This window comes from Bifidobacterium sp. ESL0690 (genome assembly GCF_029392315.1).
Lineage (GTDB): Bacteria > Actinomycetota > Actinomycetes > Actinomycetales > Bifidobacteriaceae > Bifidobacterium.
The window spans coordinates 1,546,906-1,561,705 of sequence record NZ_CP113939.1 but is presented as its reverse complement, the minus strand read 5'-3'; the positions used below and the strand labels follow the sequence as shown (position 1 = coordinate 1,561,705).

Below are 14,800 nucleotides of genomic sequence, written 5' to 3'. Positions count from 1 at the left end.
CTTACGTCAAAAATATACCAATGGAAGCCAACAAGTCCGGCGATTATTCTGCGCAAAAAATTCGACAATCGCTATTTTGCTTTCGCGGAAGCGTTTTACCAATCACGTTATTTCCCGCCAAATTCAGGTATTGTAAATTCCTTGTTACATCCATTATCCGCGAACAGGCGAGTTGCCGTCAGTTTTCTTTCCGCCCTTGAGCCGTTTTCAGATATCAGTACGGCCTTGCGTTGATCGAATTATCGCAATCGACAATTTTTATGAATTCGTGTTCTTTAAAGTCGGAAGCGGAATTGACTATAACTCGCAAAATAGATGGGGCTTTGCTCATTTGCCAATCGTGATATCAAGATTATCGGAGACCTGCGCAGCCTTGTTTCTTGCCTCGGCTTCGTCGCTACCTATAGCCAGAGCAACGCCCATGCGACGGTGGCCGTTTACCGTTGGCTTGCCGAAGATACGCAGGTCGGTATCGGGTTGTGAGAGGGCTTGGGAAACGTTGGTGAACGTGACTTGGCCGGTTCCGGTGACTACTACGGCATGGCTGGCTGCGACTTCATCGTTTTTGAGGCTTAGCGCAACGTCTTTCTCGGTAACCGGAATGCCCAGAACGGCTCTGGCATGCAGGGCGAATTCGCTTAAATGTTGGGAAACCATGGTTACCATGCCCGTGTCGTGCGGACGAGGGGAGACCTCGTTGAAGAGTACGTCGCCGTTCTTCAAAACGAACAGTTCGACGCCAAAAACACCCCAGCCATATTCGTGGTTTTCGTGGGCGATATCGACCAGTCCGAAGACCGCTTTCCGGGCGATAGCCTGCGCTTTTTGCAGAACTGACGGTTTGACAGTCGCTGGCTGCCAAGACTCGCGGTAATCGCCGTCTTCCTGCCACTGGCCGATGGGGGAGCAGACCACGATGCCGGCACTGGAAGAGACCGTGAGCATGGTCAGTTCGTAATTAAGTGGCGCGAACGCTTCGACGATGACGCGTGAAATGCCGCCGTCCTTAACGTCCCTTCGTCCGGTTTGGGCCTCTCGCCAAGCCGCTTCGAGGTCATCATCCGAACGAAGCACGGATTGGCCATGTCCCGAGGAACTCATCACCGGTTTGACCACACATGGATAGCCGACGGCTTGTGCTCCTGCCTTCAGCTCATCAAATGAACCCGCGAAACGATACGGTGTAGTCGGCAAACCCAGCTTTTCGTGCATCAGCGTTCGCAGGGCTTCACGGTCCATGCAGATCGCGGCGATGCGCGAGCTTGGTACAACCTGGATGCCATTCGAGGCCGCTTTGGCCAACTCGGCGGTCGCAATGGCTTCGACCTCAGGAACGATAATCGAAGGCTGCACCTCTCCGATTAAATTGTTAAGCGCCACGGCGTTCGTCATATCCAACACATGGCTTTCCTGCGCGATCTGCATGGCCGGCGCATGCTCATAGCTGTCGGCAGCGATAACGAACGCCCCGAGTCGTGTCAGTTCGATGGCGATTTCGCGTCCGAGCTCGCCTGAGCCAAGCAGGAGCACGCGAGTTTGGTGGGATTCGGCCGGGTTGCCCAGCGGGTAATTGACAGGTGATGATGCGGTTTCAGCGGTCATGATTTCATTGTCGCATGGGATAACCCCGAGTGTATTTGCTATCTGATAATTACTGATGGATTGTGTGATTCGCGATATTGCGTAAGCAAAGAGTATCAAGGATTTCGATGATTATTGACTGTTGCTAAACAGGAGAGTTAATACATTGAAGAATGCAAGATGTCGTACAACTTTGACAAAATCCGCTTGTTGTATTTCGATAGCCGCGAACTACGTAACGGCGTTAGGATTGAATTATGCCAGATTCCCGAAACGCCGCAGGTGAAGCCGACAAGCCGCTGACCATCGTGCTTGTCGTCGACTCCGTTGGCAACCGCGGCAACGGCACCTCGAATTCGGCGTTGCAGTATGCTCAGGAGCTTGAACGTCAAGGTCATCATGTTCGATTGGTTGGCGTCGGCGCACCCGATTATCCAGTTAACGTGCATCACTTGCCGTTCGTTTCGTGGCTTGCGGCCAAGCAGCAGATGCAATTTGCCGAGCCCGATGACACGGTTTTTCGCAAAGCCTTTGAAGGCGCTGATGTAGTACATATCTATATGCCGTTCAAGTTCGGCCGGCATGCGCTCGCCGTCGCGCAATCCATGGGCATACCGGTGACTGCTGGTTTCCATCTCCAACCCGAAAACGTCACGTATTCCGCTGGTCCATTGCGTTATATCCCGGGCATTGCGTCGCTGATCTATTATCTTTTCGATTTCTGGCTGTATCGTCATATCGGCCATATCCACACTCCAAGCGAAATGATTGCCCGCCAGTTGCGGGCGCACGGCTATCGAGCCCGATTGCATGTCATCTCGAACGGATATTCCAGTCGGTTTCATCCCGCGAAGTATAGGCTTATTTATGAAGAAGACAATGAATGTAATCAACATGAGGGAATCAGCAATAGCACCGAGGCTTTGAACGGAGAAATCAATGACAGCCGTGGCGACAAGGCGATTGAAATCAGCAAGGACGACAGTGTCGGAACCTCGGCTCGGGACCCGAATCACTCGCAGCGTGTGTTCCGCATCATCGCTTCCGGGCGGCTTACCCACGAAAAAGACCATGAAACGTTGATTCGTGCTGTCGCGTTAAGCAAGCATGCTTCGCAAATTGATTTGACCATCTGCGGTACCGGACCGCTGCAACGCCGTCTTCGTCGGTTGGCCAAGCGATTGTTGCCGAGGCCGGCGCATATCGGTTTCCATGCCAACGAGGATATGCCGAATCTGTTGCGTCAAGCCGATTTGCTCGTGCATCCCTCCATCGTCGACATCGAATCATTGAGCGTGTTGGAAGGCATCGCGTCCGGTTTGGTGCCGGTCATCGCCGATTCGCCGCTTTCGGCCGCCAGCCAGTTCGCGTTGACCGATTCCTCGGTTTTCCCGGCCCGCAATGCCAAAGCGCTCGTTCGCCGCATCGATTGGTGGATCGAGCATCCGCAGGAGCGTACGGCATGGGGCCTGAAATATGCGCAGGAAGCGCATGATAAGTATGCGTTGCCCCAGTGCGTGCGCCAGTTCGTCGCAATGGAGCGCGAAGCGATTGTCGAGGCATCGTTCCCTCGTAAAGACCGTTGATACTGTCGGTTATTTCAGGTGCTTTTCATCTCTAGTTGTAGCAGAACCAGTGCGAAAAGCACTAAAATCGCCCCGAAAAGGTGCTTTTCGCCTCTGATTATGATGAAACCAGTGTGAAAAGCACTAAAATCGCCTCAAAATGGTGCTTTTCCCACTGGTTTAAGAGCGAAGCTACGGTGCGCAGTTACAGCAGCGTGATGAGCTGGTCGGTGTGCTCTTGGGTGGTGGCCCAACTGGTGCAGATACGCATCACCGTATGCGTGTCGTCGTATTTCTCTAGGAAGCCCATGGCGACCTGCGGGGAAAGCCGGTCGATGGTGGGCTGATCCATGGCCACGAAAATCTGATTGGTCGTGTTCTCGTAGACGAGCTGGTAGCCTTTGGCCTGCAGCGCGGCGCGAATCTGGTCGGCCATCACGTTGGCGTTCTTGGCGATCTTCGTGTAAAGCCCGTCGGTAAAGAGCGTGTCGAATTGTAGGCCGAGCAGCCAACCCTTGGCTAGCAAGGCGCCGTGCTGCTTGATTTGGGTGAGGAAATGCTTGGGTGTGTTGTTCTTGGTGAAGACGACCGCCTCGCCGAACAGGGCTCCGACCTTGGTGCCGCCGATATAGAAGACGTCAGCGATGCGTGCAATGTCTTCGAGTCCCAAATCGTTTCCGGCTGCAGTCAACCCGTAGCCCAGGCGCGCGCCGTCGAGGAAAAGCGGCATGTCGTATTTGTGGGCGATTTCGGCGATGGCCGTAAGTTCGGCTTTGGTATACATCGTGCCGTATTCGGTGGGGTGCGAGACGTAGACGCAACCTGGGAAGACCATGTGGGTGTAGTTGCCGTCTGCATAGAAATCCTTGCAATATTGCTCAAGGTCGGTGGCGTCGATTTTGCCTTCGTGGCTGGGTAGCGTGAGCACCTTGTGCCCGGTGTATTCCACGGCACCGGCTTCATGGACATTGACATGCCCGTTGGTTGCGGCGACGACTCCCGCGTATGGTGGGGTGATGGTGTCGATGACGGTCTGGTTGGTCTGCGTGCCGCCGACGAGGAACCAGACATCGGCGTCCGGGCAACCGCAAGCCTGTTGAATCTTCTTTTTTGCGGATTCGCAGTATTTGTCGGAACCATAGCCGGGCAGCTGTTCCATATTGGTTTCGGCCATCCGCTTCAGGATTTCGGGATGGGCGCCTTCCGTGTAATCACTGGTAAAGTCCAGCATGTCGCTCCTTTATCTGCTCGTGTTGAGTATGTCTCTACCATAATCCCACGGGTGTCTATAGCAAGATAAAAAGGCGGCATTCTCTTTCCGGCTTGCCGATAAAAATAAGAAAAGGGCGTTCCCGCTTTCGTAAGAATACCCTTTTCAAATGTTTCGTGAGCCTCGCTTTCGCTCACGGACTTGGAAGGCGTTTGTGGCTCCCTATAAGGTTTTATTCTTTGTCCGTATCGGTAGTGATACCGCGTTCGTCGTTCATCGTCGCGAAGTTGAGGCCGATGAGAATGCCGCCGCCCACGAGATTGCCGAGAATGGCGACGACGATGACGAGAATCGCCTTCCATGCGTTGATGGCGCCGTGCATACCGAGGATGAGGAACATGGCCGAGTCCGCCACCGAATGCTCAAAGCCGCAGAACGTGAAGACGAGCACCGCGACCACCATGATGATGCACTTGGTGAAATCGTTGGAAAGCTTGCCGTTATAGACCATCAGCATGGCGATGTTGATGCAGAAGTTGCAGAAGATCGCACGCACAAAAAGGTCGCCGACACCTCCCACGGAGTTGAGATAGGAGAGTTTCGTGTTGGCCGCGGTGAGCATGACGTCATAGCTGGCGCCCGAAATGATGGTGGAGAATCGCAGGATAATGGCCACGATAAGCGCACCCAGCAAATTGCCGAGCAGGCACAGCCCAAGCAGTTTCAGTGATTTGATCCAGCCGATGCGCTTGTGGTAGGCTCCGACGCTCACGACCATCATGTTCGAGGTCAACAGTTCCGAATTGGTGTAGTAGATGAGCACCAGAGCCCAGCCGAAGGTCGTTCCTGCCAGCACTTTGCCTGCCAGCAGCAATCCCGGACCGCCTTTCGAGCTTGCTCCCATGATCACCCAGAAGGCGGTGAAGAATACGCCGACCAGAATGCCTGCCATGGTCGCGCGCTGGATGTAACGGCCGGTCATCTTGCCGGTCATGGTCTCTTTGTTGTCAAGCGCGTCGAGCACGGTCGAGATGAACGCGCGCCCGGGGAAGAGCGGCTTGGTTTCGTCCTCGGTTCCTTCGACTTCGGAAATGGTTGTTTTCAATTCGGATAATTTTCCCATGGTTCTTTCTGTGTTTTCTGCTTGTTCGTTTTCATTCAAAAATAAAACCCCGCAATTTCATTATGAAACGTGATTGTTTCCTATTCCAATGGAATCCGGCATTTTGTAATGAAGACCACAGTCTTTTTGTGACCAAGGTTACAGTTTTGCAGAATCGTGATTGCTTTATCAATGAATATCAAAAATCAGGGAAGTGGCCGAGGCTGCATTTTTAGGATTGCCGGGAACCGTTTATTTTACTTGCGACACGCTGGAAATCTTTCGGAATTTGATTTGTAACCGGTTTCATATTATTCTTATCAACATACATGATAAAAGTACTACGACAGTGCTTGTTATAAGCCTTATTGTGGGTGCTCTTGTGTGTATCACTGATATGGTATCGGTTACAAATCAAATACGAAGAAGTAGGAAGGCGTTAGATTGAAGCAGTCATTTGAATGGGGGAATGAGAATGTCCGGATACGTTTCTGCTATACGGATTCTTTTCCTGTAACAATCGAAAAGGTTTCGGCAGAAGGTTGCACCGCTGTATTCCCGAAGACAATCCCCATTCTTGAATTGTTGGCTGCGGGGCGTGGCGTCGGCCATGTGCCTGCCAATCGACGTCTTATCCAGACTTCACTCGGACAATCATTGCGTTACGTCGGTCACAAGGCGACGAGCGATGCGCAAGGTGAGCATCTGGACATCATGATGGAAAACGAGAAATTCGGTTTTTCCGCGGTTCTTCATTTCCTGCTTGCGCCGCATGCCTCGATGTTCCGCGTATGGGCCGATGTGACCAATACCGCTGAAACCCCGATGGTTCTTGAGGCCGTGACTTCGTTCGTGGGTTGCTTCGGAGTATCGCAGACAGTTGCGGAAGATGCGGATGCCGCAGGCAATGCGCTTCAAGGTGATTTCGATTCGTGGAAACTTTATGAGAGTTCCAATGATTGGCTGGCCGAAAGCCGTTGGAGCGTCAAGCCCATTCGCGAGGTTTGCCCATATCTCAACAATGCCATGGCCGAACGTGACCCGAACGGGGCTCATTGCGTCATTTCCGAAGGCACCTTCTCGACCGGCAGGAATGTGCCCATGGGCATGGTCTCTTCCGATAAGCTCGGCCTCACATGGATTTTCGAAGTCGAGAACAACGGCGCTTGGCGTTGGGAGACGGGCGACTATGGCACCGACGGGTACTTCGCTTTAAGCGGTCCCGATTGGCGCGATCATGGCTGGAGCGTGAGTCTTGACCGTTCTGAGACCTTCACCACGGTTCCCGCCTCGGTGGCGCTCGCGCCGAATTCCGACGCAGCAGTGGCGGCTCTTACCTGTTATCGTCGTGCGATTCACGACAAGGCGGCTGACACGGCTCCTGACAAGTTGATTTTCAACGACTATATGAACACCATCAACGGCGATCCCACCACGGCCAAGTTGCTGCCGCTGATCGATGCCGCAGCCGAAGTCGGTATGGAAGTCTTCTGCGTTGACTGCGGCTGGTACGACGATACGGGTGATTGGTGGCCCAGCATCGGCGAGTGGATGCCTTCGAAGACCAGGTTCCCCAACGGTCTTGAAGAGGTCACCGATCATATCCATAAGCGCGGGATGGTAGCCGGCTTGTGGATGGAACCCGAGTCCGTCGGCATCGACAGCCCGGTGGCCAAGCAGTTGCCGGATGGGGCGTTCTTCCTGCACGACGGGCAACGCTGTGTTGAACAAAGGCGTTATCAGCTTGACTATCGCAACCCTCTGGTTATCGAACATATGAACAAGAAGGTCGATTACCTTATCGAGCATTTCGGTATCGGTTACTTCAAGTTCGATTACAACATCATGCCCGGGCCCGGCACCGATTACCATGCCGACAGCCCAGGTGACGGACTTTTGGGCCATAACAGGACCTATCTTGACTGGATTCACGGTCTCTTCGTTCGTCATCCTGGTCTGATTATCGAGACGTGTTCGTCGGGCGGTATGCGAGCTGACACCGCCCAGGCTTCGCATTTCCAGCTTATTTCGACTTCGGATCAGCAGGATTATCGCCTCTATCCCGCCATCGCGGCCGCGGCTCCGATGACCATGCTTCCCGAACAGGCCGGCAACTGGGCGTATCCGGAGAAGTCGATGAATGACGAACAATTCGTCTTCTCGCTTGCCAACAGCATGCTTGGCCATTTCTTCCTGTCCGGCTATATCAACCAGTTCAGCGAGCGCCAGAAAGCAATGGTCGAAGACGCGGTGAAGGTCTACAGCACCGAAGTGCGGCCTAGGATCGTTTCCTCGGTGCCGTTCTGGCCGCTCGGACTTCCCGGATGGAAAGACGATGTCGTTTCGCTCGGGCTGGCCCAAGGACAGACCTTGCTCATAGACCTTTGGGATCGCCGGTCGGCAAGCGGAAACGCAAAGCTGAGCCTTCCTGCGGCGGAGGGCCATGATATCGACGTCCAGATCATTTTCCCGACATTGCTGGATTCAGAGGATTGGCATTTCAGCTGGAATAAGGAGGATGGGATTCTCGGCGTTGATATGCCCAAAGATATGTACGCGGCAAGGGTGTTGCGCGTGCAGATCAAATGAATTTTCGATATCGAGTAGTGCACTCTCTCATGGTCGAGTCAGTGTTTCGAAAAGAAAGGAAAATAAAATGAACAAAAAGATGAAGAAGGTAATTGCCTTAACGGCAGCTGCCGCTGTGTCTCTCGGTCTCTTCGGGGCCTGTGGCAATCCTGCCGCTTCCTCGGACAGTACCGATACCTCCGCCAAGGATTATTGGCCGAATCCCACCGGTCGTCTTGACGGAGTGAAACTGACGATGTGGGGCGGCGCGGAAGTCAAGAGCGTTCCTGCCCAGGTCATCAAGGACTTCGAAAAGCAGACCGGCGCCAAGATCAACCAAGTCACGGTTCCCGATGTCTATGAGAACAACGCACAGACCAAGGTCACGACAGGTGATGTGCCGGATGTCGCGTTCTGGCAGCCCACCGCCTCGATGCTCGCTGGTTTCGTTTCCCAGAACAAGCTGCAGAAGCTCGACAACAGTCCGTTCGTCAAGAACTACAAGAAGGGTATCGCCGAGTCCGGCGGCAGTTATAAGGGTCATCGTTACGGCGTGATGATTTCCGCTCCGTCTGTATTCGGTGTGTATTACAATAAGGACGTTTTCAAGAAGGCCGGCATCGAATCGACGCCCAAGAACTGGGATGAGTTCGTCACGACCGCCCAAAAGATCAAGGACGCCAACGTACCCGGCGTCGAATCCCCGCTTTTCGAAATGGGAGGCTCGCAGTGGGGCACCCAGTGGGCCGTTCAGGCTCAGCTGGCCGAGGCATCCAAGGGTGGTCTCTATCAGCGAATCAGCAAGCATCTGGAGAAGTTCACTGATCCGACATATATGAAGGCCATCACCAACTACAAGTCGCTGTTCGACAAGGGCCTTTACAACTCCGATGCTGGTTCCGCCAAGGACACCGAGCAGGAAGCCGCGCTCTGGCAGGGCAAGACCTCGATGATCTTCGGCAACAACAGCCAGTTCCTGGCCATTGCGGCTCTTGCTGGCAAGGACAAGCAGGCCCTGGATTCGAAGATCGGTTACTTCGGCATTTCTTCAAAGGGCAATATCTCCAGCATCATTCCCGATGGTTCCAACGGCATCGTGGCCTTCAAGACCGGTGATGCCAAGCGTGAGGCGGCTGCACGTCAGTTCCTCAACTTCTGGATGAGCGACAAGGAATATACGAAGTTCGTGGGCGATCAGAACATCGTCTCCGCTTTGAAGACCGTCAAGTCGCCGGCGGATGTGCCGCAGGCCATGCTCGATGCCTCGAACTCCATCGCCACAGGCGCCGGTTCCATGCAGTCTGAGGCCATCGCCAATCCTGATCTTTACATCAACCTCGCCAATATGGTCAATGGCACGATGACGCCCAAGCAGGTGGCTCAGACCACCCAGGACCAGTTCGACCAGGTTGCCAAGGCTCAGGGAGCCAAGGGCTTCTGATTTCTTCCTCATCGGTGCCTCGCGAAAATTGCGGGGCACCGATTTTAAAATTATCAACGGTTGCAATAAGAGAGTTGGTAGGTAATGTCAAATGCAACTATTTCGCCGCAACAGCGGTTGGCCGAGCAGAGACAGGAAGGTGACGCGAACCGTAAGGCGCTGATGAAGCAGAATTATCCGCTTCGCTTTCTGGTGCCTGCGGCCATCGTGCTGTTCATTTTCTTCTTTGTCCCCACGGTTCTGAATTTCATCTATGCGTTCACTGATTGGTCGGCGTTCAAGCAGACCATTAACTTCAACGGATTTGATAATTTCAATGCCTTGTTCAAGAACGGCATCCTTGTCAAGGATCTCGGCATCACTCTGGTGTTCGCGGTCTGCGAGGCGTTCTTCCAGAATTTCTTCGGTCTGATTCTCGCAGTGTTTTTGGAAGAGGACACGACTTTGAATCGCGTCGCCCGCGTGCTGTTCTTCATCCCCGTGCTCATGTCCGCGCTCGCTGTGGGCTATGTGTGGCAGGCCATATTGAAGAACGGCGGTGCTCTTGACCAGGTCCTCGCCGTTTTTGTGGGCCATGCGGTCAAGGTTTCGTGGCTGGGAAGCACGACCTGGTCTATCGTCGTGGTTTCTGCGATCCAGGGTTGGAAATGGGCCGGATTGGCCATGCTCATTTATCTGTCCGGTCTCAAGACCATCGACCAGGATGTGCTCGAAGCGGCGCAGATCGACGGCGCAAGCGGATGGCAGATCTTCTGGAAGATCAAGTTCCCGCTGCTCGCCCCTGCGGTGACGTTCAACGTCGCCACGTCCCTGCTCGGTTCGATGAACGGGTTCGATACGGTGCAGGCCACTACGGCCGGCGGCCCCGGCGGTTCCACCGAGATTCTGAACCTGTTCGTCTGGCGCACATTCGGCCAGGGCCTGTATTCTCAGTCGACGACCATGAGCCTCGTGTTGTTCATCATGGTCATGATCATCGCGATTCCATTGATTTGGTATCTGCGTCATAGGGAGGCAAAGATTCTATGAGTATGGCAAGTTTTGACGCGAAACCAACGGCGGATGACGCAAGTCGTTATCATGCCAGGAAGCCTATGTGGCGCAAGGTCTCGCATGTGGTGATATTGGTATTGCTGGTCATAGTGGCGCTTGGTCTGCCGTTCTATCTGTTGGTCGTCACGGCCGGCAAGGATCAGAAGGAGGCGTTGCAGCTTTCGCTTTCCCTACCCACCAAGTGGCATCTTTTCGAGAATTTCGGAACGGTTATCCGTGACGGCAAGATGATTCCCGCTTTCTTCGGAAGCATTATCGTCACCGTGCCGTCGGTGCTGATTGCTCTGGTCCTGGGCTCGATGGCTTCCTGGATCCTGGCTCGTCGTACGACACGTGCGATGTCGGTGGTCTATTCGCTGTGCATCTCCGGCCTGATTCTGCCGCCCGCAGTGGTGACGGTGATGATGCTGCTGAAGATGATCGGCCTTTCCGGTACCGCGGTTGGCATGATCTGCGTCTATGTGGGCATCTATCTGTCCACCGTGATTTTCTTTGTCACCGGGTTCATCCGCACCATTCCGCCGTCCCTCGAGGAATCGGCACGCATCGACGGAGCTTCCCCGATACGTATCTTCTTCAAGATCGTCCTGCCGTTGCTCGGGCCGACCATGGCGTCCGCAACGATTCTGCTGATCCTCTATATCTGGAATGATGTCTTCTACGCGCTGTTCATCCTTTCCGGAAAGATGGATACGTTGCCGTTGAACCTCTACAACGTGGCCAACGCGGGTCTCTACCTCAACAACTGGCATCTGATCTTCGCCTACATCATCCTGATGAGCCTGCCGCTGCTGATTATCTTCGCCTTCGCGCAGAAGAAGATCATCTCCGGCATCACAGGAGGCGCGGTGAAATAACGGAATAAGCCAATAAAATACAGAGCCTCCAATATCATGGAAAGCAAAGTTTTTCAGTAGTTGGCAAAGGTTTGCTTTTCAATTTTCGGCTTGGAATCATGGTCGGAAACAATAGCGAATATGAAGAGGTATCGGTTCAATTGGTACAAAAGAGGAAACGTCCGCCATCAATACGTGATGTCGCCCGCCTTGCGAATGTCTCTGTGGCTTCCGTATCGCGGTATCTGAATTCCAATCCGCATCTGAGCGATGAAAAGAAAAATTCCATCGGCCGAGCTGTGGAAGTGCTCAACTACCATCCCAACGTGGTGGCGCAAGCACTGAATTCAAATGTGCTGAAGACCATAGCCGTATTGCTGACGGACTTTTCCCTGTTCGGCCCCATTCAGATGATTCAGGGCATCGAGGACGAAGCCCGCAGCCATGGCTATCTGGTCAGCGTCACTTTGGTAGGCGAAGATCTGAAAGAGGCAGAGGAGGCGCTTGACGTCGTTCTGATGAACAAGCCCACCGGCTGCATCGTCATCGATCTTGACCGTGGCTCGTTGCTGCATTCGCTTATTCCCAAAATCGAACAGTCCGTCCCGACCGCCGTTATTGGCGAAAACAGTTCGACCTCGAAAGCTCTGGCCTTTGGTTCGTTCGAAGGCGGCTACGAGATGACGAAATATCTTCTGGGTCTCGGCCATCGCACTGTTTATCATGTTTCGGTTCCGGAAGACGGGAGCAAATATACGCGGACCCGTGGTTGGCGGCGTGCCCTTCGAGAAGCCGGGGCCACCGTGCCCAGGCCTATTCTTTCCACGTGGAAGACCGATGAAGCGGTGGGGATAGGGCAGTCCCTGGCCGATCTGCCCAATGTCACTGCGGTTTTCGCAGGCAACGACGAAATCGCGGTGGGTATCATCCGCGGAATCCTTCTTTCTGGTAAAAAAGTGCCTGAGGACATCAGCGTGGCTGGTTTCGACGGCAACCCGATTTCCGTGCTGTCCTATCCGAGTATCACCACTTGGAAACAGGACTTCAGGGGAATGGGCACCCGGTCGGTCAGGTATTTGTTGGGGGACAAGAACCAGCAAAATTCCAGCGATTCTTCCGAAGGTGATGTTTCTGAGCATCTCATCAAGGGCGAGTCCACAGCTCCTCCGAAGCAATGATTTATTGTGTTTTTTCGTTCGTTGTGACCGGAAGGCAAAAACGACGAACCGGGGCAACAAGTGTGAAGCATGACCGAGTTGGCGTGATTACGCGACGCGCCGGTTGCCCAAGGTCAAGAGAATCATGTATAGTTCTTATCTGTTGTGCGGATGTTGATTCGGCTCATTGAGTCGGTCGATTTCACACTTCGATGGTGGCCATAGCTCAGCAGGTAGAGCATCTGATTGTGGTTCAGAAGGTCGCGCGTTCGAACCGCGTTGGCCACCCCATCAATCCCTGGAATATTAACGTTCCGGGGATTTCCAGTTTTCGAACCTTCCGGGTTCCGGTAACGATTAGTAACGATTACATGCGCGACCGTAAAATCGTTCTCTTGTCTGTTCTATCGTTTTATACAGTCCTCGTTCGTGCTTGCCGTTACAATCGTCTGTATGGAACAAGCGCAGCAGAATACCAATGATGATGTTCAAGCGGTTGAGAAGTTTTATGTTAAATATGACGGAACCGCGTTGGACAACCACGAGATTGATGTCAAGCAACTTGCGCCTGCCCTTCTTGCGTTCTCTGCAATGTTCGACGCCGTGCAAGAACAGGTGGCTCCTGAGGCTCGTGTGAAGCTCAATGCAAAGGCGACGGAAGAAGGCTCGTTCGTAGTCGATCTCATTGTTCACATTATGCAGGAAGGTCCAGCTGTTCTCACCGGCACTACAGTGACTGCAATTCTCGCTGTCGATGGGCTCTCCGACATTGCCATGAAAGCCGTACGGCTTTTCAAAAGGATTATCAAGCATGGTAAGCCTAAGAAAGTAGATGAAAAACCCGAGGCCGACGCGTTCAGCGAAATCGATGTAGAACTTGCAGACGGAACCAAGATTAAAGCCACTAAGACATCCCTTGCGCTTGTCACCGACGAACGCTTCACGCAAGCTGTCAAGGATGCTACTGCTCCCGCGCTTACGGATGGTATCGATTCTGTCGAGTTGCGCAACGAACACGGTTCTGAGAATGTGGACTCCGAAGAAGCCGATGGCTTCGCTCACTACAACACAAAAGAGGAGGATACCACTGAATCCTCTGCGGAAATGGTTGTGCAGGCGCTTGATCCCTCTTTCCGTCCCAATGGCAAATGGCGTGTGACCGACGGCATCAAAACGCAATTCGTCGCGCTTGAGGACGAGGCTTTCAAGAAGAAAATACTTGATGGTGAAGAAGCACTGCGTGCCAATGATATATACAGGGTTGTCATGCGTGTTGAAAAGGCGCTCGACGAACATAACAGGCTCACCACGCGTTACGTTGCCATCGAAAAGGTCCTTAACCACGGGTCAGTCGCCGAACAGCCTACGCTTTTCTGAAATGATGCAGACTGGATATTGTCAATGACGTGGTGTCGTATATAAAGTTCGTTGTTCTATGTTATCCGAAGCGGAGATAAGTCGATTTGCTATAACCTATATGTAATACGTCTTGCAGTGTGAAGAGAATTATCATTATGAGATTGAAAAGATGGGAGTCGGCCACAGAATGGCCATTGACGATTCTTTCGGTTGTTTTTCTTGTGATTTATGCGTGGCAGATTCTTGCAGAACCGAGAGGAATGTGGAACACCGTTTCAGAATGGTCCATGAATGTACTGTGGCTGCTTTTTGTCATTGACTACTTGGTTTCTTTTATACTGGCTGATGGTAAATGGGATTTCTTCAAGTCGCATCTGTTTGACTTGGCTGTTGTCGTTTTGCCGATTATCAGGCCATTGCGGGCGCTGCGTGTTCTCAGTGCGCTCAATGCTTTGCACAAGACCAGTGGCATGGCGCTCCGGGGCAAAATCATCATGTATGTGGTGGCGAGTGCGGTTCTTCTGATAATCGTAGGATCTCTCGCTGTCCTTGACGCAGAACGTCACGCTCCAGGAGCCACCATTACAACGTGGCCGGATGCTTTGTGGTGGACATTCGTGACCATCACCACCGTAGGATATGGCGACTATGCTCCCGTCACTGCAACCGGAAGATTGATAGCGTTCTTTCTCATGGTCGCGGGCATCGGCATTATTGGCGTTGTCACGGGAACATTCGGTTCGTGGATCGTCGACGAAGTAAGTGTCGATGAAGAAAAGAATACGGAGATAACCCGTCAGCAGATTGAGGAGTTGTCTCAGCGTCTTGAGCACATTGAACAGATGTTAGAGAAGGATATTGAGGCTTCCTCTGCAAAAGGCATCTCGCGATAAGAAGATGCCTCTGATTGCTGCTACTTATGGTGCAG

The 14,800-nt window shown here is 53.1% G+C and carries 11 protein-coding genes and 1 tRNA gene; 9 read left to right on the top strand and 3 right to left on the bottom strand.

The features are described 5' to 3' along the window. Window positions 1–327: 327 nt before the first annotated feature. On the bottom strand, window positions 328–1,602 hold the full coding sequence (purT, locus tag OZX62_RS06315) for a formate-dependent phosphoribosylglycinamide formyltransferase (RefSeq protein WP_277175382.1): 1,275 nt from the start codon (window positions 1,600–1,602) through the stop codon (window positions 328–330). Between the two features lie 236 nt (window positions 1,603–1,838). Between purT and OZX62_RS06310 the strand changes: the two genes are divergently transcribed. Further along, the gene (locus OZX62_RS06310) at window positions 1,839–3,167 is read left to right on the top strand and encodes a glycosyltransferase (protein ID WP_277175381.1); all 1,329 of its coding nucleotides are present in this window, start codon (window positions 1,839–1,841) and stop codon (window positions 3,165–3,167) included. Window positions 3,168–3,351: 184 nt separating this feature from the next. On the opposite strand, the gene OZX62_RS06305 is transcribed toward OZX62_RS06310, so the two are convergent. Both OZX62_RS06305 and OZX62_RS06300 read right to left on the bottom strand, forming a co-directional pair. Beyond that, entirely contained in the window at window positions 3,352–4,377 is a 1,026-nt protein-coding gene (locus tag OZX62_RS06305; RefSeq protein WP_277175380.1) for an aminotransferase class I/II-fold pyridoxal phosphate-dependent enzyme, read from the bottom strand. Between the two features lie 211 nt (window positions 4,378–4,588). Beyond that, window positions 4,589–5,479 (bottom strand): formate/nitrite transporter family protein, encoded by an 891-nt coding sequence (locus tag OZX62_RS06300; RefSeq protein ID WP_277175379.1) that lies wholly within the window; start codon window positions 5,477–5,479, stop codon window positions 4,589–4,591. Between the two features lie 591 nt (window positions 5,480–6,070). On the opposite strand from OZX62_RS06300, the gene OZX62_RS06295 reads away from it, so the two are divergent. From OZX62_RS06295 to OZX62_RS06260, 8 genes are all read left to right on the top strand, one after another. Continuing rightward, complete coding sequence (locus OZX62_RS06295) at window positions 6,071–8,047, top strand: glycoside hydrolase family 36 protein (RefSeq protein ID WP_277175378.1); 1,977 nt, start codon at window positions 6,071–6,073, stop codon at window positions 8,045–8,047. Window positions 8,048–8,114: 67 nt separating this feature from the next. Further along, window positions 8,115–9,467, top strand: a complete 1,353-nt coding sequence (locus OZX62_RS06290) for an extracellular solute-binding protein (protein WP_277175377.1) — start codon at window positions 8,115–8,117, stop codon at window positions 9,465–9,467. Between the two features lie 84 nt (window positions 9,468–9,551). Continuing rightward, on the top strand, window positions 9,552–10,496 hold the full coding sequence (locus tag OZX62_RS06285; protein WP_277175376.1) for a sugar ABC transporter permease: 945 nt from the start codon (window positions 9,552–9,554) through the stop codon (window positions 10,494–10,496). Further along, a complete protein-coding gene (locus OZX62_RS06280; protein ID WP_277175375.1) occupies window positions 10,493–11,377 on the top strand; it encodes a carbohydrate ABC transporter permease in 885 nt (294 codons plus the stop codon). Before OZX62_RS06285 ends, OZX62_RS06280 begins: the two co-directional genes overlap by 4 nt. 98 nt (window positions 11,378–11,475) lie before the next feature. Continuing rightward, window positions 11,476–12,534: a LacI family DNA-binding transcriptional regulator gene (locus tag OZX62_RS06275; RefSeq protein WP_277175374.1), complete on the top strand. Its 1,059-nt coding sequence runs from the start codon at window positions 11,476–11,478 to the stop codon at window positions 12,532–12,534. A 194-nt stretch (window positions 12,535–12,728) separates the two neighbouring features. Beyond that, window positions 12,729–12,804: transfer RNA gene (locus OZX62_RS06270), tRNA-His, on the top strand. A 162-nt stretch (window positions 12,805–12,966) separates the two neighbouring features. Beyond that, window positions 12,967–13,890, top strand: coding sequence for a hypothetical protein (locus OZX62_RS06265; protein ID WP_277175373.1), 924 nt, complete (start codon window positions 12,967–12,969; stop codon window positions 13,888–13,890). Window positions 13,891–14,027: 137 nt separating this feature from the next. After that, window positions 14,028–14,765 (top strand): potassium channel family protein, encoded by a 738-nt coding sequence (locus OZX62_RS06260; RefSeq protein WP_277175372.1) that lies wholly within the window; start codon window positions 14,028–14,030, stop codon window positions 14,763–14,765. The last annotated feature ends 35 nt before the right edge of the window (window positions 14,766–14,800 follow it).

Bases quoted from the DNA above. Each gene is read 5' to 3' on its own strand.
- OZX62_RS06310 (WP_277175381.1), top strand. From the start codon at position 1,839: ATGCCAGATTCCCGAAACGCCGCAGGTGAAGCCGACAAGCCGCTGACC.
- OZX62_RS06305 (WP_277175380.1), bottom strand. From the start codon at position 4,377: ATGCTGGACTTTACCAGTGATTACACGGAAGGCGCCCATCCCGAAATC.
- OZX62_RS06285 (WP_277175376.1), top strand. From the start codon at position 9,552: ATGTCAAATGCAACTATTTCGCCGCAACAGCGGTTGGCCGAGCAGAGA.
- OZX62_RS06265 (WP_277175373.1), top strand. From the start codon at position 12,967: ATGGAACAAGCGCAGCAGAATACCAATGATGATGTTCAAGCGGTTGAG.
- purT (WP_277175382.1), bottom strand. From the start codon at position 1,602: ATGACCGCTGAAACCGCATCATCACCTGTCAATTACCCGCTGGGCAAC.
- OZX62_RS06260 (WP_277175372.1), top strand. From the start codon at position 14,028: ATGAGATTGAAAAGATGGGAGTCGGCCACAGAATGGCCATTGACGATT.
- OZX62_RS06290 (WP_277175377.1), top strand. From the start codon at position 8,115: ATGAACAAAAAGATGAAGAAGGTAATTGCCTTAACGGCAGCTGCCGCT.
- OZX62_RS06280 (WP_277175375.1), top strand. From the start codon at position 10,493: ATGAGTATGGCAAGTTTTGACGCGAAACCAACGGCGGATGACGCAAGT.
- OZX62_RS06275 (WP_277175374.1), top strand. From the start codon at position 11,476: ATGGTCGGAAACAATAGCGAATATGAAGAGGTATCGGTTCAATTGGTA.
- OZX62_RS06300 (WP_277175379.1), bottom strand. From the start codon at position 5,479: ATGGGAAAATTATCCGAATTGAAAACAACCATTTCCGAAGTCGAAGGA.